The organism is Woeseia oceani, assembly GCF_001677435.1.
Classification (GTDB): Bacteria; Pseudomonadota; Gammaproteobacteria; order Steroidobacterales; family Woeseiaceae; genus Woeseia; species Woeseia oceani.
Window position 1 is genome coordinate 3280092 of sequence record NZ_CP016268.1, and the last position, 21677, is coordinate 3301768.

The following is a 21677-nucleotide window of genomic DNA, read 5'->3' on the forward strand; positions in this document are numbered from 1 at the left end:
TCGACCATTTGGCGGAAGATCTCCCCGACGACGAACCGGGCAACACCCAGACGGCACACACCTTCGATGAACGCAGCAAAGAGCTGCTGCAAACACTTGATCAGTTGACCGGCCCTGATGCGGTGCGCATTGAAGACACCGGCGTTGAATGGCGGGTACTCGATGTCGACAACGATTCCGGCAACGATGGCGGCGCGGACACCGACGAGACCGACGACAGCCAGTCGCCCGGGGCCATTCAGTGGAGCCTCGAGGACGCGGACAACGACGTGCCCGATGACAATGGCGGCACGGCCGAATATTCGGCGCACGCAGCTGCCGAACTGGAGGCCAGTGACGAGTCAGAGATCAACAGCGCGGCGCAGCAACCTGCCTACAGCGACGAGATCGGCATTGAGGAGCACGAAGCCGGCGACGCCCCTGAAATGGACATCGGCACCAGCGACGCTGAGTTCGAGGGCGCAACGGCGGACGATCCGGCAACGGAACCACGGCAGGACATCCGTTACGACGACAACACGCCATTGCCCGACGAGTTCTTCCGACCGTCGGATGATTTTCCGATTGACGCACCCGAAGCCGATAGCGAGCACCTGACGACGGCGACATCTCCTGACGTGGACGAAACGCCAACGATGGCCGGCGAAGAGCTGTCAGCCGAGCTTGCCTTCGGCGACATCGATGAATGGCAAGACCTGCTCTCCGAAGTGACGACGGACGACGAGAGCGAGGCACCGGCCAGCGACCCGCTCAGCGACGACCACACCAACGACGACCGGGAAGTCGATACAGACGCTAGCGACGATACCGCGTTACAGAATCAGGATCACACCGATGGCGACAGTGTTGAGCTTGCAACGGACGAGGTTTCGCTAAAGCTCGCCGACACTGATTTACACAGTGACGACGCTCCGCAGGGCACCGACGACACGCTGGTCGTCAGTGAGTTCGTGCCTGAACCGGATGCGCCGCAGCTGGAACTGGAAGCCGACCTCAATGGCGACGAAACGGTAGCGCAACGGCTGACCGACGATATTGACGCTGATGCTGACGCCGACGCCGACACCGACAACGATTACGCCGCCGAACGCGTTGCAGACGAGCCGACAGACGACAGGCTCTCGAGCGCCCGGGCACAAGACGCCGCCGCCGATGCAGAGGCCAGCGCCGACGCAGCACCCGACGAGACGGCGAATGATGCACCGGCTGCCGACCTGTCTGTTGACCGGGAGGCTGACGATGACACCGCGGCAGATGACGAAAGCGCGCCTGAGCAGCCTGTCGATGACCGTTCGGTCGAGATGGAAATTGATCAGGAACTGATGCGCGCGGCAGCAGAAAGCGCCGACGACCCGGACGACAGGCAACACGATGCCGGCGAGAACCTGCTGGTGGAAACCATCATCATGGAAGGTGACACGGTAACCGACCTGATTGGCGACACAGAATTGCAGTTCAACACCGAGCTGCTGGATACGGGCCTGGACGCCGACCAACAAGCACCGGACGGCACTGCAGCAGGCGCGCCGCCAGCCAGCCGCCGACGGCGCGGCCTCGGTATTGCCGCCACCCTCGTGTTAGGCCTGTTGCTCGCAGCGCAGCTGCTGCACGCAAACCGGGCGACCCTGGCAACCTCGCCCGTCTTCGAAAGCACGCTGGCGCCGATTTACCGCGCCATCGGCCAGCCCGTTACGCCTGCCTGGGATGTCAGGGGCTGGCGGTTCGAATCCACCACGGGCAGCACGGACAACACCGATCAGCGCCTGACCATCAACTCCCGAATCTCGAACAAGTCGAATCAGGCGCTGCCCTACCCGCTCGTGTACGTTTCGCTCACTGACCGCTTCGAGGAAATCGTCGGTAGCCGGATCCTGCGCCCGGAAGAATACCTGGCGGGCAACGTCAGTCATCGCAAGCCGGTGGCACCCGGCGCCGACTTCAATGCCGTCATTACTATCGACTCGCCGGCAGCCGAGGCAACCGGCTTCAAGCTCAATGTCTGCTACCGAACCGGCTCACAGCAGCTGCGCTGCGCCATCGAAGACTTCCGCCAGTAAATCGCCCAAAGGCTCGGCTGCCAGTTGCCGCCCCGGTCGGCTACAATGGCCACCCGCAGAGATAGTTTCCCGTTATGCAAATCGGACTCTGGACAATTCCCGGACGCTTCGTGCTCGCGCCAATGGCCGGCATCACGGACGCGCCGTTTCGCAAGCTGTGCCGCCGTTTCGGCGCTGCGCTGACCACGTCCGAGATGACAACCGCGGATACCCGCTTGTGGCAAACCGCCAAGTCCCGCCATCGTCTTGATCTCGACATGGACGCCGAGCCGTGCATCGTGCAGATCGCAGGTTCCGACCCTGCCCAGCTGGCGCTGGCGGCAACGGCGTGTGTTGCCCGTGGCGCGCAGATCATCGACATCAACATGGGCTGCCCGGCGAAGAAAGTGTGCAGCAAGCTGGCCGGCTCTGCGTTATTGCAGGATGAACAACTGGTTGCGCGGATACTCGACGCCGTCGTTGCGGCCGTCGATGTACCGGTCACCTTAAAGATACGTACCGGCTGGGATCCCGAACACCGCAATGGCCCACAGATCGCGCGCATCGCGGAGAATTGCGGCGTGCAGGCTATCGCCGTCCATGGCAGAACGCGCGCATGCCGTTTCAAGGGCCATGCGGAATACAACACAATTGCCGAAATCAAAAACTCAGTGACAATTCCGGTCATTGCCAATGGGGATATCACGACTTCGCAGAAGTCGCTTGAAGTAATGAAGCTAAGCGCCGCAGATGCATTGATGATTGGCCGTGGCGCTCAGGGAAAGCCGTGGATCTTTCGCGAATTGAACCAGTTGATCACACCTGAAAAAAACTATCGGCCGCTAGAAAAAAATGATGTGCGTGATATCATGCTCGACCACCTCAGCGACCTGTACCGGTTTTATGGGGACACGACCGGAATAAGAGTCGCCCGCAAACACCTCACCTGGTATTGCAACGGGCTGAAGGACTCCACTGAGTTCCGATCCAAGGTGGTTCGCGTAGACAGTGCAGCGGAACAAGTACGATTGACACTAGCGTTTTTTGCCGAACGCATGGACCACGATCTGCTAGCCGCCTGAACTGCATCGCACAGGGGGAGGCGCCAAGCCTGAAATAGTCATTCTCAATCGGGGAAATTTCAGATCGTGGCTAAACAGAACACTACAAAGTCAAAAGAATTGAGAACACTCAACACAAAAAAGCCGTTGCGTAAGCACACCGAAGAAGCGCTGGGCCAGTATTTCGCCAGTCTGAATGGCGACCGGCCGGGCGATTTGTACGACCTTGTCATGGGCGAAGTCGAACAACCGCTGTTCAAGGCCGTCATGGATTACACCGGCGGCAACCAAAGCCAGGCGGCAGGCATACTCGGCATCAATCGCGGAACGTTACGCAAAAAGCTCAGAACTTATTCATTGCTGCAATAAAAGGCCGCAAAGCATGACCACAGTGACCAGGGCGCTTGTCAGCGTTTCGGACAAGCGGGGACTCACTGATTTCGCCAGTGGGCTCGCCAAACTCGGTATCGAGATTCTTTCCACCGGTGGTACAGCCCGACAGCTTGATGAAGCCGGCATACCGGCCATCGAAGTCGCCAGCAAGACCGGTTTTCCCGAGATCATGGGCGGGCGCGTTAAAACGCTGCACCCCGTGATACACGGTGGTCTGCTGGGACGTCGCGGCACCGATGAAGCGGTCATGGCAGAACACGGCATCGAGCCAATCGATCTTCTTGTCGTTAATCTGTATCCGTTCGAAGAAACCATTCGCAAGCCTGATGCGACGGTTGACGATGCCATCGAAAACATCGACATCGGCGGCCCGGCAATGATTCGCGCCGCATCGAAGAATCATGCCAGCGTTGCGGTAGTCGTTGACCCTGATGACTACGCCAGCGTTCTGGCCGCGTTGCAGGACGGCAGCCTTGATGCGGATATGCGCCGTCGTCTCGCTGCGAAAGCCTATGCTCACACCGCCAGTTACGACACGGCCATCAGTCGTTACCTGTTCGGTGTACTTGGCGATAACCCGCTGGGCGAACGCGCGTTGTACGCCGGGCAGCGAGTAGAAACATTGCGTTACGGCGAAAACCCGCACCAGTCGGCTGCGTTTTATCGCGATCAGACGGCCGCGGCCGGCAGCCTTGCAAACGCCGAACAGTTACAGGGCAAAGAACTGTCCTACAACAACATTGCGGATACGGACGCGGCACTGGAGTGCGTGCGTCAGTTTGCGGAGCCCGCCTGCGTGATCGTCAAGCACGCCAACCCTTGCGGTGTTGCCGTCGACAAGGACATTGCGAGCGCTTATGACCGTGCGTTCAGCACCGATCCCACCTCGGCATTCGGCGGTATCATCGCGTTCAACCGACCGCTTGATGCCGCGACGGCCAAAGCAATCATTGACCGCCAGTTTGTTGAAGTCATCGTGGCACCTGACATCGACAGCGCAGCGCGCGACGTACTCGCCAGCAAGAAAAACGTGCGGGTACTGTGCACCGGCGCGCACGTGGCCGTCGAAGGCGGTCTCGATTTCAAGAAAGTGTCAGGCGGACTGCTCGTGCAAACCGTCGACAATGGCAAGGTGACAGCGGCTGAATTGCGTACCGTCACGAAAAAGGCACCGGACGCCGGGCAACTGAAAGACCTGTTGTTCGCCTGGCAAGTTGCGAAGTACGTGAAATCGAATGCCATCGTGTTCTGCAAGGACGGCATGACCATCGGTGTCGGCGCAGGTCAAATGAGCCGCGTCTACAGCACCCGTATTGCGGCCATCAAAGCTGCAGACGAAAACCTGGAAGTCAAAGGCTCGGTCATGGCTTCGGATGCCTTCTTTCCGTTTCGCGACGGCATCGACGCAGCCGCAGCTACCGGAATAGCGGCTATTATCCAGCCAGGCGGATCCATGCGTGACGACGAAGTCATCGCCGCGGCCGACGAACACGGCATCGCGATGGTCTTTACCGGCATGCGTCATTTCCGGCATTGAGTACAAGCCCATGAAAGTACTGATCGTAGGAGGCGGCGGCCGGGAGCATGCTATGGCATGGAAGTGCGCCCAGTCTCCGGCGGTCAGTGAAGTCATCGTCGCGCCCGGCAATGCCGGCACAGCGCGTGAACCGGGAGTCCGGAACGCGGCGGTTGCCGCCGACGACATCGATGCACTACTCGAGCTCGCGAGCAGCGAGAACATCGGTTTGACGATCGTCGGACCTGAAGTACCACTGGTAGCTGGCATCGTCGACCGCTTTGGCGACAACGGTCTGCCTTGCTTCGGCCCGAACGCCAAAGCATCGCAACTTGAAGGCTCCAAGTCCTTCACCAAGGATTTCCTCGCACGCCACGCTATTCCGACCGCCGCCTACGCGAGCTTTTCCGAGATCGAACCCGCGCTGGAGTGGTTGCGGGCACGCGGTGCACCCATTGTCATCAAAGCCGACGGACTCGCCGCTGGCAAAGGTGTGGTGGTCGCGCAGACTCTGGCTGAGGCCGAACAGGCGGTACACGACATGCTCGGCGACCGGCGCTACGGCGGCGCTGGCGCAAGTATCGTAATTGAAGAGTTCCTGGCCGGCGAGGAAGCAAGCTTTATCGTCATGTGCGATGGCATAAGCGTCCTGCCACTCGCCACCTCACAGGATCACAAAGCGCGTGATGACGGCGATCTGGGCCCCAATACCGGCGGCATGGGCGCGTATTCGCCAGCACCGGTCGTAACCGCCGATCTCGAACAACGCATCATGCGCGAAATCATAGAACCGACGCTGGCGGGCCTTAAGAAAGACGGCATCGACTACCTCGGGTTCTTGTATGCCGGGCTGATGATAGACAGCGAAGGCACACCGCGGGTCCTCGAGTTCAACTGCCGCTTTGGCGACCCGGAAACACAACCGATTTTGTCGCGGCTGAAATCAGACCTTGTCGAATTGTGCATCGCCGCACTGGACGGCAAGCTCGGCGAACAAGACATCGAATGGGATCCGCGAGCCGCGCTCGGCGTGGTCATGGCCGCCGGTGGTTACCCGGAGAGCTACGAGAAGGGCCGTCCCATCAAGGGTTTGTCCGCCGCCGACGACAACACAAGCAAAGTGTTTCACGCCGGAACCGCACTGGATAACAACACCGTGGTCACTTCCGGCGGTCGGGTGCTGTGTGTGGTCGGCCTCGGCAACAGCGTCGCGGAGGCCCGTGATACCGCCTACGCGAGAGTCGACAGAATCAGTTTTGACGACGCTTTCTGCCGCCGTGACATCGGCTACCGGGCGATCGCCCGCGAGGCGCAATAAGCGACATGTTGAGCGTTACCGCGGCCACTGATGCAATCCTGGCAGCGTTAACCACCTGGCCTGAAGTAAGCGTGCCACTGGCAATGTCCTCCGGCCGGGTATTGCGCCAGAACGTGCTCGCGGAACGCGACCAGCCACCCTTTGACCGCGTCACCATGGACGGCATTGCTGTACGCCACAGTGCCTACGCTGCTGGACGCCGCGAATTTGCCATTGCGGCCTCGCAGCATGCCGGTGACCCGGCGCTGAGCCTGGCCACGGCTGAGGCGTGCATAGAGGTCATGACCGGCGCCGTATTGCCTGCGGGTACGGATTGCGTCATTCCGGTGGAACGTACTACCCGGGCCGGCGGCAACATCCACGTAGAACCGGACTACGACGCGACGGCCCGGCAGTTCATCCATGCACGCGGCTCGGATCACCGCCAGGGATATTGCCTGCTGGAAGCCGGACGCCGAATTTCCGCCATCGATGTCGCCTTGCTCGCCTCCGCAGGGCTGGCCGAGGTGCCGGTATCGAAGCTGCCGCGCATTCGGGTGATATCGACCGGCAACGAGCTTGTAGCGCCCGGCACGCCGATCGAAGCACACCAGATTCGTATGTCGAACGGGCCCGCGATTGTCGCCATGCTGCAGCAACAGGGCTTCAGCGACAGCGCGCACCTGCATCTGCGGGATGAGCAAAGCGTGCTCGAAAAGCACATTGGCGAACAACTGGCGGACAGCGATGTGCTCGTTCTGAGCGGCGGCGTATCGATGGGGCAGGCGGATTTCGTCCCACAGGTGCTCAGCAATCTGCGGGTTCGCAAAATCTTCCACAAGGTGAGCCAGCGGCCTGGCAAGCCAATGTGGTTCGGCACCGGGCCGCAAGGACAACTCGTGTTTGCGTTACCGGGCAACCCTGTATCGGCACTGACCTGCTGCCGGCATTACGTACTGCCTGCACTCCTCACGGCATCGGCAACATCCCCGCGAGCCGCAGTGACGGTGCGACTCGCAGCTCCGTTCCGCTTTGCGCCCGCGTTGACCTGTTTTCTACCCGCACAGCTGACCGCCGATGAAAACGGTCAACTACGGGCGCAACCAGTACCGACCAACACTTCGGGCGACTTCACGACGCTCGCCAGCACGGATGGTTATCTGCAACTTGCCGCCGATGAAACAGACTTCCCGGCCGACAGCCTGCAGCCGTTTTTCCATTGGGCGCAGAGCTGACAGATCGCGCTAGGTTCGCGAGTAATCTTTGGCGTAGGCCGGAACAGCCGGCGGCGCTGCCATGGCCGGGTCCGGGAGTGGTTCACCCGAGGTCAACGACAACGGAATCACCCCAGCCCAGTGGGTCAACGCGTAGTCGCCGGCCGTGTCCTTCGGCGGACCCGAGCGCACCTTGACGCTCGCCTCATCGATACGCAATGACAACACGGTGGTCGCAGCCACTTCCTTGCGGTTCGGTTGCCGCGAATCATCCCAGCGTCCCGGCAGCATGTGCTCAAGAAACGCCTTGAAGGCCTTTTGCTTCTCTTCGTCGTCACGGACCGTCGTCGCCGTACCGAACGCCACAACCGAACGGTAGTTCATCGAATGAGAAAATGCCGATCGTGCCAGCACCAGGCCATCGAGCAGCGTGACACAAACACTGACATCGCTGCCCTCATCAAAGCTCGCCAACCAGCGACTCGCAACCGCGCCGTGCAAGTACAGCTTGTCGGCGATGCGCGCGTAGGTCATCGGCAGCACAACAACGCCGTCTGGCGTCGTAAGACCTACATGCGCGACCAACCCTTCGTCCAGGATCGAGAAAGCAATGTCGCGCTCGTAGGTCGCCCGCTCAGGATGCCGACTCATTGTTGATCGTTGCGTTTTGCTTAGCTCGGCAGTCACGTGCGCAGCCTCCACAGTTACCGGAGCACTGAACGTAGCGCGTACTGCAGGCCCTCGCCAATGCACAGTTGCCGGACGAAAACGGCCACACAGTAGCGCAAGGGTGCTGATTCATGCATTCTGAACGAAATCGAATGCCACCCGCCGACTAACTACGAAGGAATCGAACATGCTGAACTCAACTGCGCGCTTCCACGAACAAGCGTATGCGCTGATGCGCATATTCACTGGCTTTCTGTTTTTTTGGCACGGCAGTCAAAAACTGCTCGGCTACCCGCCAATGAGTTACGAGCCACCCGCCCATATCACCTGGGTAGCTGGCGGCATCGAATTGGTCGGCGGACTGCTGGTGATGACAGGCCTCTTCACCTCGCCCGTTGCCTTTCTCTGCAGCGGCCTGATGGCTGCGGCGTACTGGATGGCACACGGACCCGAGCCCTTTCTGCCTATCCTGAACGGTGGCGAACTCGCGGTGCTGTACTGCTTTGTCTTTCTGTATATTTCCACGAAAGGCAGCGGCATCTGGAGCATCGACAATCTGCGCAAATAGCCGATACACCGTCCCGACTGATGGTGCACTTCTGCCCAATACACAAACGGCCGCATAAGCGGCCGTTTGTTTTTGCACGATAGTCTGAACGTCAGCGCTTCATTGCTTCGAAGAACTGGGTGTTGGTTTTCGTGTCCTGCAATTTGTTCAGCAGAAACTCGATCGCCGCCAATTCGTCCATCGGGTGCAGCACTTTCCTTAAGACCCACATTTTCTGCAGTTCATCAGGCTGGGTCAGCAACTCTTCTTTTCGCGTACCGGAACGGTTGATGTTAATCGCCGGGAACACACGCTTCTCCGCAATACGGCGATCCAGGTGGATTTCCATGTTGCCCGTGCCTTTGAATTCCTCGTAGATCACTTCGTCCATCTTGGAGCCGGTATCGACCAGTGCCGTGGCGAGAATCGTCAGGCTGCCGCCTTCTTCGATGTTGCGCGCTGCACCAAAGAAACGCTTCGGACGGTGCAATGCGTTTGCATCCACACCGCCGGTCAGCACCTTGCCTGATGACGGCACTACCGTGTTGTAAGCACGTGCCAATCGGGTGATCGAATCAAGCAGGATGATGACATCGCGCTTGTGCTCGGTCAGCCGCTTGGCTTTCTCGATCACCATCTCGGCAACCTGCACGTGACGGCTGGCGGGTTCATCAAACGTTGATGACACCACTTCGCCGCGCACAGTGCGCGCCATTTCGGTTACTTCCTCGGGCCGCTCGTCGATCAGCAATACGATCAGGTCGCAATCCGGGTTGTTGGCTGAAATTGCGGTCGCAATGTTCTGCAACAGCATTGTCTTACCCGCTTTCGGCGGGCTGACAATCAAACCGCGTTGGCCCTTACCAATTGGCGCCACCATGTCAATGATGCGCGCGGTAAGGTCCTCGGTGCTGCCATTGCCCTGCTCGAGGGTCAGGCGATCGCGAGGAAACAGCGGTGTCAGGTTTTCAAACAGGACCTTGCTGCGAGCGTTCTCGGGTGCGTCGTGATTGATCTGGCCGACTTTGAGCAACGCAAAGTAACGCTCCCCGTCTTTCGGCGGACGAATCAGACCACTGACGGTATCGCCCGTGCGCAGGTTGAATCGACGTATCTGGCTGGGCGAGACATAGATATCGTCGGGCCCGGCAAGATAGGAGCTGTCCGAAGAACGCAGAAAGCCGAAGCCGTCCTGCAGTATCTCCAATACCCCATCGCCGTATATATCTTCGCCATTCTTCGCATGCGCCTTCAGAATGGAAAAAATAATGTCCTGTTTGCGCGAACGCGCCAGGTTTTCAAGACCCAGGCTGGTGCCAAGATCAACAAGGTCGGATGCCGGACGGTTCTTGAGATCCGTCAGATTCATCGCATTCTTGGTGAGCTCGAGCTGATCCGGTGGAATTACTTCGAGGTTATCCTCGTCGTCAGGAAACTCTTCCGATTCACGCCGTCTTGGTCGACGACGCCGGTTTCCCTGCCCCCCCGCGTTTTTTGATTTTGCCGGCTGTTTAGGGCGGCTTCTAGTTTGATTACCCAAGTATCCTCTCACAGATTGGTTTCCAGAAACTCTGTCAGTTGCGACTTCGACATGGCGCCCAGTTTCTGCGCATGCACGGAGCCGCCCTTGAACAGCATTAAGGTCGGAATGCTACGAATACCGAACTTGGGTGGCGTGTTCGGATTCTCGTCAATGTTCAGTTTTGCCACAGTTATGCGGTCAGCGTATTCCGTCGCGACCTCATCCAATAACGGTGCAATCATCTTGCAGGGGCCGCACCATTCGGCCCAGAAATCCAGCAGTACAGGCTTCGCTGACTGCAGTACATCGGCCTCGAATGAGTCGTCATTGGTGTGCACAATATTGTCGCTCACCGGCATCTACCTCCAAAATTGGCTTCGTGTGGTTGGCTGTTTGGCATCGCCCGCAGCCGCCGTTTGGCGTGGTGCGAACTGTGCAAAATGGATGACGCTGCCCGTCCAATCAGGCAATATGTCGCAGCTTTACCGCGGCTTCTCTTGGATTTCGTTGAAGGCGAAACTGGCAGGTGCGACGACTGTCGCGTCGATATTGACCAATTTGACCGGTTCACGAACCAATTTGCAAGCCCAAATCTGCAATTTTTCTATGGAGTCTCATGTCAGACAATCACCTAAGCGACCTCAAATTCGACGCACTTGACCTGCACCCGGACCTGCGCGCCGGAATCAAAGCCGCAGGCTTCGAATATTGCACGCCGATCCAGGCCGGCACGCTGCCGATGGCGCTCAAAGGCAAAGACGTCGCAGGCCAGGCCCAAACGGGTACCGGCAAGACTGCCGCATTCCTGATCGCGGCCTATCAGCGTTTGCTGAATACGCCGCCGACCGACGCCGAGGGGCAAAAGCAACCACGCGTGTTCATACTCGCGCCAACCCGCGAACTCGCCGTACAGATTGCCAACGACGCCGAAATCCTGAGCGAACACACCGGCTTTAGTATCGGACTCGCCTACGGCGGCACCGATTACGAGAAGCAGCGGAATCGAATCGCGAATGGCATTGACCTGCTGATCGGCACACCCGGCCGTATCATCGACTACTACAAGCAGGGCGTATTCAAACTCGATCAGGTACAAGTCGTTATTCTGGACGAAGCAGATCGCATGTTCGATCTGGGCTTCATCAAGGACATACGATACCTGCTGCGAAAGCTGCCCGAACCCGACCAGCGTTTGAACATGCTGTTCTCGGCAACCCTGTCACAGCGCGTGATGGAACTGGCCTACGAACACATGAACGAGCCGGAACTGATTCGCATAGAACCGGACAAGATGACCGCCGACCGGGTACGGCAGGCGATTTTCTTCCCGTCCAACCCTGAAAAAATCCCGCTACTGGTCGGTCTGATTCGTGAAATGGGTACCGGCCGAATCATGATTTTCGTCAACACCAAACGCGAAGCCGAACGTATACAGGCCTACCTGCAGGCGAACGGCATCGATGCCGAAGCCATCTCCGGTGACGTGCCGCAGAACAAGCGCCTGAAAATGCTATTGCGTTTCCAGAGCGGCGAATTGCCGGTATTGATTGGTACCGACGTGGCCTCGCGCGGCCTGCACGTTCCTGAGGTGCAGTACGTCATCAACTACGACTTGCCGAACGACCGTGAAGACTACGTGCACCGCATTGGTCGAACCGCCCGCGCCGGTGCCTCCGGTGACGCGATCAGCTTTGGCTGTGAAACGTACGTGGAGTCATTGCCGGATATTGAAGACTACATCGGCCATAAGATCCCGGTTGCCAGCTACGACCCGGACCTCTTGCCCACTCTGAAGCGCCCGCCGCCCAGACCGCGCAAAGACCGCAGCAGCAAGCCACGTCGCAGCAGCGGTGGCGGCGGCCGTTCGTCGCGTTCGCGCCGTTAACCGCCAACAGGGACCCGCTGCCTCGCGCGGTCCCTGTCAGGCAGGCAGCAGTTCTGCCACACCTTCCACGCTAAGGTAGGCTCCGGCGTCGCGCACAGCGGCGGACGAATCGGGGCGGGTGATCTTTACAACATGCTTTACACCGTAGTCGCGGGCACTGGCGAGTACGGTCTCGGTATCGTCCACAAACATGGTTGAGCGCGGGTCGAAGCCCTCTGCCGCCGCCAGTGCCTGCCAGAAGCGCTGGTCTTCTTTCGGGTATCCGAACTGGTGCGAGGTATAGATCCCCGCGAAATACTTTTCGATACCCGTCACCTCGGATTTAACGGCCAGCGTGTCCGGGTGTGAATTCGTCACCAACAAAACCCGTTGCCCGCCTTGTTGCACGGACTGCAGAAATTCCATCGCACCGGGCAACCAGCCTATCCGGGCGCGTTCCGCGCGGTGCAACGCCAGCACGTCAAGGCCGAGGCGCTCGCTCCAGTGATCGAGACAATACCAGTCCAACTGTCCCTGCAAGCTCCGGAACTGCGCGTACAACTGCCGGGTCGCGACTTCGTGCTCGAGGCCGTGCTTGCGCGCGTACTCCGACGGAATGTGTTGCAGCCACATGAAGTTATCGAACGCCAGGTCGAGCAGCGTTCCGTCCATGTCGAGCATCAAAGTGTCGCAATCCCGGAGTAATTTGCTGGCGCTCATGGTTCTTGTCTCGTTCGCATACGTTTATCAGTGATGCTTTATACTGCCCCGCCCAGCGACAGGCAATCGAGCACCCCATGCAGTTACAGCCCCTGATCAAGCCCGTTACCGAACTGGCGCACGCAGCTGGCGCTGCAATTCTCACGGTTTACGGCAGCGAATTCGCCGTCGAACACAAGGGCGATGACTCGCCACTGACCAAAGCCGACCTGGCTTCCAATCGCATCATTGTGGAAGGGCTGCGGCAGCTAACACCCGATATGCCACTGATCTCGGAAGAAATTGGCTTGCCGCCGTTTGCCGAACGCCGCCAATGGCCACGCTACTGGCTGATAGACCCGTTGGACGGCACCCGCGAGTTCGTCAACCGGAACGACGAGTTCACCGTCAACATCGCGCTGATCGACAACCACCGGCCTGTTCTCGGCATCGTGTACGTACCGGTGCTCGGCCTGACCTATGTGGCGGCGGCCGGTGTCGGTGCGAGCCGCCAGCTCGCCGGAGGCGCGCCCGAACCCATTTCCGTGGCAGCACAGTCAGCATCGCCGCCGCGCGTCGTAGGCAGCCGCTCACACCGCGGTACCAGCCTGGATGCCTACCTCGCCGCGCTCGGCGAATACGAGTTGCTGGCAATGGGCAGTTCGCTGAAGTTTTGTCGGGTCGCCGAAGGCGCCGCTGATCTCTACCCCCGGCTGGGACCTACCTCGGAATGGGATACGGCTGCGGCGCAGGCTGTTGTTGAACAAGCAGGCGGTCAGGTTTTATGCCCCAATGGCGAGCCGTTGTTATACAACACCAAAGAAGACATACTCAATGGTCACTTCTTTGTCATCGGACCGCGTGATCGAAACTGGCTGGAAGCAGTTGGCACCGAGCATAGCGCGTAACCCTGGACTAGAATTACCACTGTCGTTAAACGTTTTCGGCAACCCCATGAGAGACAAGATCGACACCGAGTGTTTTCGGGAATACGCGAAACTGCGGGAGCTGCGAATCAACCATCGGGATCTCGATGATCTGATCGACCGTCTGTCGCACGATCCGCTGGTAGATCAGCTGCGAATTCGCCGCCTGAAAAAACGCCGCTTGATACTCAAAGACATGATCACTCGCCTCGAAAGCGACATCATCCCGGATCTCGACGCCTGAGGGGTATCAGCCGTTTTTCTTGGGCTGTTGCGGCACGCCAATGTGCTGTCCGCCCCGCTCACGCGCAAGCCGCACCTGGCGCCGCCTCTCTTCCAGGCGCAGCTCGCGCTCACTCTCAAGTTCATTGATGCATTGCGGGCAAGAAACGCCCTCGCGGTAATCCGCTGACTGCAGGTCGTCAGCGGATAATGGCCGGCGGCAGGCGTGGCATTGTTCGTAACCGCCTTCGGCAAGGTCACGATCAACAGCGACCCGGCTGTCAAAAACAAAACACTCGCCGTCCCAGCGATTGTCGTCATCCGCTGTCGTGGACAAGTAATTCAGTATCCCGCCCTGTAACTGGTAAACCTGCGAAAACCCGAGTTCCTGCATCAGTGCACTGGCCTTCTCGCAGCGTATGCCGCCGGTACAAAACATGGCGACCGGTCGATCGCGATCATTCACGTCAAGCTGCTCGACGAACTCGGGGAACTGCCGGAAGCTGTCAGTGCCGGGGTCCAGCGCCCCTGGAAACGTACCCACTTCAATTTCGTAATGATTGCGGGTGTCGATAACGAGTGTTGCGGGATCATCGAGCAGCGTATTCCACTCACGGGGACTGACGTGCTGTCCCGTACGCTGTTGCGGCCGGATGTCCGGTCGGCCAAGGGTGACGATTTCGTTCTTGATGCGTATCCGCAGCTTGCGAAAGGGTGCCGCATCGGCCTCGGTCCAGCGTGCATCAACCGGCGTCGGCAATTGCAGCGTGTCCTGCAGCCATTGCAAGATCGCCGCAATACCGTCAGCAGAGCCTGCCAGGGTGCCATTGAACCCTTCGTCCGCCAGCAATACCGTGCCCAGCAAAGCCTCCTTTTCACACAGCGCCTGCAGATTGCGCTGGATCGCGGCTGGCTCAGGTACATCGACAAATCGATAAAAGGAAACAACGTTCAACACGTGCGAACTCGCAGGTCTGGCTCAGGAATTATCCGTCGCATCGGAAAAAGTGAGCGAGAGAATACTATGGCGTATCTCCTCACCCAAGACGAGTCGCGCATCCTCACCGATACGGGTGATGTCCTCGTCGAATTCAAGCCGGCCTTCCTCATTGCGCCGCAGAACATCCTGCAAACGCAACTGGGCGATGAAATCGCGGAACAATGCCCGGTCGAAAAAGTCCGGGGAATGCAGGCCGTAGATCATCGCCAGGCGCTGTGCGCTTTGCTGGCATAACGACTCCAGTGCGGCACGCGTCAGATGGCCGGACCCGTTGCGCACCAGCAATGCGATGACCAGGTAAAAACGCTGCAGCATCGGCACCATGGAATGACCGAGCATCAGCAGCTGAAACGCTTTGCCCGATCCTGCGGTGGGCCGGACCAGTGTCGAACCGTCGGCGTCACGCTTCAGTATCTCCAGATCGATCAGCGCATTGATAGCCATCGTGGTGACCTCGTCGATGTCTTCAATGTCCCACTGCAAGGTCAGCTCTTTCTTCATGAACGGGTATATCAGCCGCACCAGCCGTTGCAGTTCTGAGTGCGCCAGCCGCCGGCCCTGAATAAAGCAGCAGGCAATCGACGCCGGGATAGCAAACAGGTGCTGAACATTGTTGCGGAAATAGGTCATGAGCACGGCTTCGCGCTCTTCCATACGAATCACGTCGCCCAGCGCGTGCCTGGTGCGGCTGATCACACCCAGTTTGACGCCGTGTTCGATGATTTCGGCTGGCGACCAGTCGGGCAAGGTCACCGAATCCGAATAATGAAAGCGCCCCAGCAAATCCATGCTCAGCTTCAGCTGTCGTTCGAGCTCCCGCTCGCCCATGCTCTGCTTGGGCGTCGACAACAGTGCGGTGGCCAGCAGGCTGATCGGGGTAACCGCAGCCGCAGAATTGATCCCGGTCATGATCCTGGCACCGAGCTTGTCGACCACTTCGTTCATCCACAACGGCCGCTCTTCACTTTGCTTTGCTTCTTCGCGCCAGTTTGGATTGTGCTCGTCGAGCAATGGCTCTACGGCAATCGGTTCACCCACATTGACATAGACCTTGCCGAAGTTTTCACGCAAGGCACGCATGCTGCGAATCAAGCCGAACAGCGACTCTTTTTTCTTTTCAGCGCCGCTCAGTTCCTGAATAAAGGCATCGCCTTCGATCAGCTTCTCATAGCCAAAGTAAACCGGCGCAAAAACAACTTCGCGTTTGGGGTCCTGCATGTAGGAATGCACGGTCATGGCCAGCATGCCACCTTTCGGCGTCAGCAATCGACCGGTGCGGCTGCGGCCGCCTTCCACGAAATACTCGATGGAATGACCGCGCACGAGTATCTGGTGGAGATACGCATTGAATACGGCCGCGTACAGACGGTTGCCTTTAAAGCTGCGGCGCAGAAAAAACGCGCCGCCGCGACGCAGTATGGGGCCGATCACGGGCATGTTCAGGTTGATGCCGGCCGCTACATGCGGAATGGTCAGTCCTTGGTGGTAAACGGTAAAACCAAGCAACAGGTAATCAATATGGCTGCGGTGACAGGGGACGTACACCACTTCCTTTTCTTCGGCAATTTTTTGCAAGCGTTCGACGTGCGACAACACGATGCCGTCGTAGATCTTGTTCCACAACCACGCCAGGAAACGCTCGAGTATGCGTATTGCGGGATAGGAAATATGCGCGGCAATTTCCTCAACGTAGTAGCGCGCTTTCTTGCGCGCTTTTTCCAGTGCCACAGGGTCGTCGCCGGCTTCCGCTTCGATGATCTTCTGCACCTGCGGATCGCGCAACACGACGTTTGCCAATGTGCGTCGATGCGACAAGTCAGGACCCAGTGTCGCCGTACGTCGCTGCCGAAAATGCACGCGCAAAATTCGCGAGACCTTGCGCCAGGCAACGGACTTGTCCGTTTCTGCCTGCACAATCTTGTCCAGCGCCAGCGTGTCACTGAAACGTAGCAGTGTATTGCGGCCGTGCAGGACCGTCGCCAGCAACTTGCGCGTACGCCCGCCCACTTCCCAGTTTTCCGAGAACAGCAGCTTGAACCAGGAGCGTTCCTTGTCCGGTGAACGTCCCCAATAAATGGCGACGGGAATAAACACCAACAGCTGCTCGCGTTGTCGAACACCGGCATCGACCAACCGGCGAAGTCGGGTTGAGCCTGCACGGCTCGGGCGCTGCACCAGCAAACCGCGGCGCCGGCGCAACACGACGGTACGACTGGACTCCGAGATACCGGCAAACTCCAGCGGCTCGGACGGCGATGGCAGGCCATGCCGGCGGCACTCCTGCTCCAGCGCCAGCATGTCGGCAAGCCCGCCGCTTTCCAGTACGTAGCACACCGCAGCGTCGCAATTGGCAAGCAGTTCGGCTGGCACTTCCGGTTGCACCGTTGGACGCGCCCACAAACTGAAGACCCAGCCGGTCAACAAATACAGGGGGCGCAGCAGAATTCGAGCGAAGCTCATACGCGCACCACGAATGTGGCGACGGTATTGGTCAGTACGGTCATCTTCATCAACGGCGCGGCTCGTCCGCTCCGTCGTCAGCCGCTTTCAGCGCCTCGTCCATGCGCTGCTTTTGCTCCATGAGCTGGCGTTCCACGTCCTCGGCCTTGTCAATTGGCTCGTGCAGGCCGTCGAATGCCGATGGCGTGGCTTCATCCGGGTCGGCTGGCTGCTCGTTGCCGCCGCAGGACGCCAGCAACAGCAGCAAGATCAGTGTAGTGGCTTTCATGCGCTCTCCCGCCCTGCGATACGCAACAGGAACTGAGTTAATAACTGATTGATTTCATCAATGTTGGCAGTCAAACGGTGATCGCCATCCAGTACGTGCAAGGTCGCGCGGCATTCGCGCGCGTAGCGTATGCTGTTGTCCACCGGAACCACATCATCGCGCCAACCGTGGACGATCATGGTCGGCATGTCCGGTGCGGCTGGCGTCAGCGCTTCGTAGCCTTCCATGTAGTAAGCCGGGGCGAGTACGAACAAGCCGCGCGCGTCCAGCGCCGCCGCTGCCGCTGTCGCCACGTGTCCGCCCATGCTGGAACCGACCAGCACCAGCGGCTCAGTAACGTCTGCGCATTCGGCCAGCAGTTTCTCGACCCGCTCAGCCGGATCCGCAATGCCCTGATAGTCCACGCTTTCCGCACGGCAACCCAGTTTGCGCACGGTGTCAGCCATGCTGAGTATCTTCGTGCCCCATGGGCCGCTTTCCTGCCCGTGCGAAAAATACACGGCCGGCATAGCCGCGTTCTGCTTGTTCGACACTCTGGTAACCTTTTGTAGTTGTTATGTGGTCGTTGTCCCGGACCGGGCGACCCCGCCGCGGTGAAGGCCCTATTCTAAACGCCTGCAGGCCAGACTTCCTGTGCTCCGGGCTCGCGGGGCCGGATTTTGCTCAATCCCAGGCGGCAGAAGGCTTCCAGAGCAACTCATCAAGGTCCGGTTGCCAGCGGTACAGCGCCATATTCACCCGTCCATGGGTCAAAACGACCTCCTCCGCCGCCAGTTTGTCGACTTGCCGTCGCCACGGCTTGCTGTCCACCGCAAACGCCAGATGGCCCGAGGCTGTGACGATCCGGTGCCACGGCACGTCGTGACCTTGCGGCAACTCCCGCAAGGCACGGCCGACCTGGCGCGCCCCGCGCGGTATGCCGGCAATCTCGGCTATTTGCCCGTAGCTCGCGACCGAGCCGGGCGGCACGTCGCAAATCGTCGCGTAGATGCGCTGACGGCGGCGTTCGCGTTCCTCTGTCGCGGCTAAACCCGAAGCCATCGGTCAACCCGCCGCCATGCCCAGCCGCTCGCGTATGTCACGACGCGCTTCCTGCAGGACCGACTCTTTGCTCAGGCTGTCGAGGATTTCACTGACCACCTGTTTCGGTCCGCCATCGCCCCACGACTTGCCTTTGGACAAATACTCCCCCGCGACCCGGCCGACGAGGTAGGTGCTGTACCAGGCAATGGCGCCTTGCGCCGTTGCGGTCAGTATCGTCGACAAACCCAGCGTACTGACTTTCAGTGCACTGGAAAGCAGGTGCAGGGCCCACACGGTACCCATCAGTGCGGCCGCCTCAGCCGCTATCACGGCGACCAGCGAACCGGCCTCGCGGCGCGACAACGGCAAGCCGTACACGCGCGACAAATGCATCACCATGCCGACATCAATGAACGCGGCCGCAAACAGGTCGGCTACCGGTACAGGGTTGAAGGCCACGGCCACGCCTTTGCCAATGCAATACGTGCGCACAAGGCGATCCGCAATCTCGCGTCGCGCTTCGAGTATCCGTCGCCCCACCTGATCGCTCAGGTTTGCAGCGAATAAACTCGCGTTCAACGCAACCAGCGTCATACCATAGGCTTCCACGATTTCCCACAGCCGCAAGCGCAGCTCATCGATCATCGGCCCACGTTCGCGGGAACTGACCGTCTCGTTGCCAGCCGCGTCGATTTGAACGACCTGTTGCGCCCGCGGCTCAGCCGCTACAGCCAGCACGTGTTGTGCGGGCACGAGGCCGGCGCATTTTTTGCGGATCGCAGTGAGCAGACTTTCGGTCTCATTGGCGGTGTAGAGATCGCGTTTGTTCAGCGTGACGAGCACCGGACGACCGGTCTCGACGATGGTACGCAGCGCCTGTAGTTCCGTATCGGTGATATCACCGTCGAGCACAAAGACCACAAGGTCCGCACGCGCGGCCGCTTCGCGTGCAATACGCTCCCGGTCTTCGCCTCCGGCCTCATCGAGACCTGGCGTATCAATCAGAAAAACCCCGCCGACGCTGACTTCGTTCCACTGGGCCATGGACGAGTGCCGGGTTTCGCCGTGCAACGGACTGGACGCAAAACGCGCCTCACCGATCAGCGCATTGAGCAACGATGATTTACCGGTACTGACACGACCGACAGCGGCGATGTGCAAATGGCCGTGCTCGAGTTTGTCGAGCATCGCCTGTACCTCTGCGTAGTCGTGCGCCAGCGACTCCCGTACACCGGGCGGCAGACGCGAGTCGTCGATCAGCTCGGTCAGTGATTCACGGGCGAGCGTCAGGTGGCGCGAGCCGTTGTTGTCAGCCTCCCCTGCGCTCTTTTTCGGAGAGCGCAATCCCGACAACTTGCTTAACACCCGCTTGAATATGCTCACCAATATTGTCCTCAAATTCCTTCGCGGCCACTTCCGGCTGCAATTCGCCGTGCTGCTGCAGCGTCAGAACCAGACTTCGGCCCAGCGCATCGAATATCAAGCCGTAGGCTACCGCATGCACCAGGCCACCGGCGACTGTGCCTATACCCGGAAACGCCTTCAGGCCGTTGCCCGCCACCGCCAGCGACAACGGCAATGCCCGCCCGACCCGGCTTTGACTCAGGCTGAGAAACTCCTCGACATCCAGATCGCGAGGCGCTGCGCCGTACAGCCGACACAGTTCGCGCGTCATGGTCGTGCCGATGTAACCCTGAATGATCACGTCGGTACCGGGGCTGACTGCCGCCAGTGCGCCGATAACGGCTTTGCGCGTTGAGTTACGAGTGATCTGTTCAGCGCGCTGCTCACGGTAACGGGCCTCGGCTTCCGCAAGCTTGCCAGCCGCCAGCCGGAACACCGCCCGGTCGCGCCGTTCGTCGATGACAGTCGACTCGCGCTCCATGAGTTGATTGATCGCCACGACCAGCACGCCAACGTCAGCGGGGCGTTGCCGGCGCGTGGTCAGCTCGGTGCCATCGGCGCGTTTTTCAATGACTTCGGTTTCACCGCCGGCCGACACTGCGACCACCTGGTCGCGCGCCCATTCGCCACCGAGTTCTTCCACGTACTGCAACAAGCGCGCGATGAGTTGCGCCTGTTCAGCCGCGTCGTAACGATCGGACTTGTTCAGCACCAGGATCAGTGGCTTGCCGATCGCGAGCAGCCGTTCCAGCGCTTGTTTCTCAACGCGGGTCAGGTCGCCGTCCGTTACGAACAACACGATCTGCGCACGTTGCGCTTCTTCTTCGGCAACCCGATCCAGGCCGCTTGCTGTACCGCCCGTGCCGGGCACATCCGTCAACAGCACTTCGTTGCCGGCACTATTGGTCCAGCGGTAGTGCTGTATGTCGTAAGTGGAACCACCGACCGCACTGACCGCCACGTTCGCGTCCGGAACCAATGCCCGCACCAGTGAACTCTTGCCGGTGCTGATTTCACCGAAAAAGCACAAATGCACGTGACCGGCCGCTTGTCGCGACGCCAGCTCATCAAGTTCGGCACGCGCCGCCTGGGTGTCAACCCCACTCGCATCCGCCGCCCGCAATCGTGCTTCGATTTCGTCGCGCGTCAACGGAGCGCTACGCGACGACTTTTTCTTGCGCGGCTGACGTTTGACGACGAGCCGGACCATGAACCAGATCGCCATGACGATCAGCGCCAGCACGACGGCCACGTAGCCGTAGAGCAAGAACCGGGGTCCTTCGAGCAATCGGTCCCAAACGTTGAGCGCCGATTCGGTGACGAACAACAGGGCCGCCAGCGCGATAAGGCACACCAGCAGGATCAGGAAGCCCAGCCCCAAGCGTATGAATCTATCCAGCGTCATGGCCGCAGAGACTGCCCGAAAATCAGCAACATAGGAAGCAAAAAGGGGCCGGATCCGCAGCCGCCCTGTCGCAAAAAAGAGACAGTATATTGTTGATTTTTTTATAAATAACAGCAAACTTCGCGCCCACTTCGGGACTCTAAGGGTAACG

Annotated in this window: 21 protein-coding genes; 10 read left to right on the top strand and 11 right to left on the bottom strand. The window is 59.5% G+C overall.

Going from position 1 to position 21677, the window contains the following annotated elements; genetic code table 11:
• Positions 1-8: 8 nt before the first annotated feature.
• The 6 genes from BA177_RS14820 to BA177_RS14845 all read left to right on the top strand — a co-directional run bounded on the left by BA177_RS14820 (position 9) and on the right by BA177_RS14845 (position 7538).
• Positions 9-2057: a DUF3426 domain-containing protein gene (locus BA177_RS14820; protein WP_231892458.1), complete on the top strand. Its 2049-nt coding sequence runs from the start codon at positions 9-11 to the stop codon at positions 2055-2057.
• Positions 2058-2131: 74 nt separating this feature from the next.
• On the top strand, positions 2132-3118 hold the full coding sequence (dusB, locus tag BA177_RS14825; RefSeq protein ID WP_068617462.1) for a tRNA dihydrouridine synthase DusB: 987 nt from the start codon (positions 2132-2134) through the stop codon (positions 3116-3118).
• A 66-nt stretch (positions 3119-3184) separates the two neighbouring features.
• Entirely contained in the window at positions 3185-3466 is a 282-nt protein-coding gene (gene fis, locus BA177_RS14830; protein ID WP_197493102.1) for a DNA-binding transcriptional regulator Fis, read from the top strand.
• Between the two features lie 13 nt (positions 3467-3479).
• Complete coding sequence (gene purH, locus BA177_RS14835; RefSeq protein WP_068617464.1) at positions 3480-5027, top strand: bifunctional phosphoribosylaminoimidazolecarboxamide formyltransferase/IMP cyclohydrolase; 1548 nt, start codon at positions 3480-3482, stop codon at positions 5025-5027.
• 10 nt (positions 5028-5037) lie between these two features.
• A complete protein-coding gene (purD, locus tag BA177_RS14840; protein ID WP_068617466.1) occupies positions 5038-6324 on the top strand; it encodes a phosphoribosylamine--glycine ligase in 1287 nt (428 codons plus the stop codon).
• A 5-nt stretch (positions 6325-6329) separates the two neighbouring features.
• Positions 6330-7538 (top strand): molybdopterin molybdotransferase MoeA, encoded by a 1209-nt coding sequence (locus BA177_RS14845; protein ID WP_068617469.1) that lies wholly within the window; start codon positions 6330-6332, stop codon positions 7536-7538.
• Positions 7539-7547: 9 nt separating this feature from the next.
• Here BA177_RS14845 and BA177_RS14850 read toward each other — a convergent pair whose 3' ends face one another.
• The gene (locus BA177_RS14850; RefSeq protein WP_197493104.1) at positions 7548-8168 is read right to left on the bottom strand and encodes a pyridoxamine 5'-phosphate oxidase family protein; all 621 of its coding nucleotides are present in this window, start codon (positions 8166-8168) and stop codon (positions 7548-7550) included.
• Positions 8169-8373: 205 nt separating this feature from the next.
• On the opposite strand from BA177_RS14850, the gene BA177_RS14855 reads away from it, so the two are divergent.
• Entirely contained in the window at positions 8374-8754 is a 381-nt protein-coding gene (locus BA177_RS14855; protein WP_068617471.1) for a DoxX family protein, read from the top strand.
• 91 nt (positions 8755-8845) lie between these two features.
• Here the strand turns inward: BA177_RS14855 and rho are convergent, their stop codons facing one another.
• Positions 8846-10102 (bottom strand): transcription termination factor Rho, encoded by a 1257-nt coding sequence (rho, locus tag BA177_RS14860; protein WP_068617473.1) that lies wholly within the window; start codon positions 10100-10102, stop codon positions 8846-8848.
• Positions 10103-10281: 179 nt separating this feature from the next.
• Entirely contained in the window at positions 10282-10608 is a 327-nt protein-coding gene (gene trxA / locus BA177_RS14865) for a thioredoxin TrxA (RefSeq protein WP_068619463.1), read from the bottom strand.
• A gap of 263 nt (positions 10609-10871) precedes the next feature.
• On the opposite strand from trxA, the gene rhlB reads away from it, so the two are divergent.
• Positions 10872-12140, top strand: coding sequence for an ATP-dependent RNA helicase RhlB (gene rhlB / locus BA177_RS14870; protein ID WP_068617475.1), 1269 nt, complete (start codon positions 10872-10874; stop codon positions 12138-12140).
• Between the two features lie 36 nt (positions 12141-12176).
• Here rhlB and yrfG read toward each other — a convergent pair whose 3' ends face one another.
• Positions 12177-12839: a GMP/IMP nucleotidase gene (gene yrfG / locus BA177_RS14875; protein WP_068617477.1), complete on the bottom strand. Its 663-nt coding sequence runs from the start codon at positions 12837-12839 to the stop codon at positions 12177-12179.
• A gap of 77 nt (positions 12840-12916) precedes the next feature.
• Between yrfG and cysQ the strand changes: the two genes are divergently transcribed.
• Together cysQ and BA177_RS14885 are read left to right on the top strand one after the other, a co-directional pair.
• Complete coding sequence (cysQ, locus tag BA177_RS14880) at positions 12917-13726, top strand: 3'(2'),5'-bisphosphate nucleotidase CysQ (RefSeq protein WP_068617478.1); 810 nt, start codon at positions 12917-12919, stop codon at positions 13724-13726.
• Between the two features lie 46 nt (positions 13727-13772).
• Positions 13773-13988 (top strand): DUF465 domain-containing protein, encoded by a 216-nt coding sequence (locus tag BA177_RS14885; protein ID WP_068617479.1) that lies wholly within the window; start codon positions 13773-13775, stop codon positions 13986-13988.
• Positions 13989-13994: 6 nt separating this feature from the next.
• Here BA177_RS14885 and trhO read toward each other — a convergent pair whose 3' ends face one another.
• From trhO to BA177_RS14920, 7 genes are all read right to left on the bottom strand, one after another.
• Positions 13995-14924 (bottom strand): oxygen-dependent tRNA uridine(34) hydroxylase TrhO, encoded by a 930-nt coding sequence (gene trhO / locus BA177_RS14890; RefSeq protein ID WP_082990147.1) that lies wholly within the window; start codon positions 14922-14924, stop codon positions 13995-13997.
• A 21-nt stretch (positions 14925-14945) separates the two neighbouring features.
• Positions 14946-17426 carry a glycerol-3-phosphate 1-O-acyltransferase PlsB gene (gene plsB / locus BA177_RS14895; protein WP_068617480.1) on the bottom strand — a complete coding sequence of 827 codons (2481 nt, stop codon included), beginning with the start codon at positions 17424-17426 and terminating at the stop codon, positions 14946-14948.
• Positions 17427-17475: 49 nt separating this feature from the next.
• On the bottom strand, positions 17476-17694 hold the full coding sequence (locus tag BA177_RS14900) for a hypothetical protein (protein ID WP_068617481.1): 219 nt from the start codon (positions 17692-17694) through the stop codon (positions 17476-17478).
• Entirely contained in the window at positions 17691-18227 is a 537-nt protein-coding gene (locus tag BA177_RS14905) for an alpha/beta fold hydrolase (RefSeq protein WP_231892459.1), read from the bottom strand. Before BA177_RS14905 ends, BA177_RS14900 begins: the two co-directional genes overlap by 4 nt.
• 130 nt (positions 18228-18357) lie before the next feature.
• Positions 18358-18735, bottom strand: coding sequence for an MGMT family protein (locus BA177_RS14910; RefSeq protein WP_068617482.1), 378 nt, complete (start codon positions 18733-18735; stop codon positions 18358-18360).
• A 3-nt stretch (positions 18736-18738) separates the two neighbouring features.
• Complete coding sequence (locus BA177_RS14915; protein ID WP_231892460.1) at positions 18739-20100, bottom strand: YcjF family protein; 1362 nt, start codon at positions 20098-20100, stop codon at positions 18739-18741.
• The gene (locus BA177_RS14920) at positions 20027-21526 is read right to left on the bottom strand and encodes an Era-like GTP-binding protein (protein ID WP_068617485.1); all 1500 of its coding nucleotides are present in this window, start codon (positions 21524-21526) and stop codon (positions 20027-20029) included. Before BA177_RS14920 ends, BA177_RS14915 begins: the two co-directional genes overlap by 74 nt.
• Positions 21527-21677 lie beyond the last annotated feature (151 nt).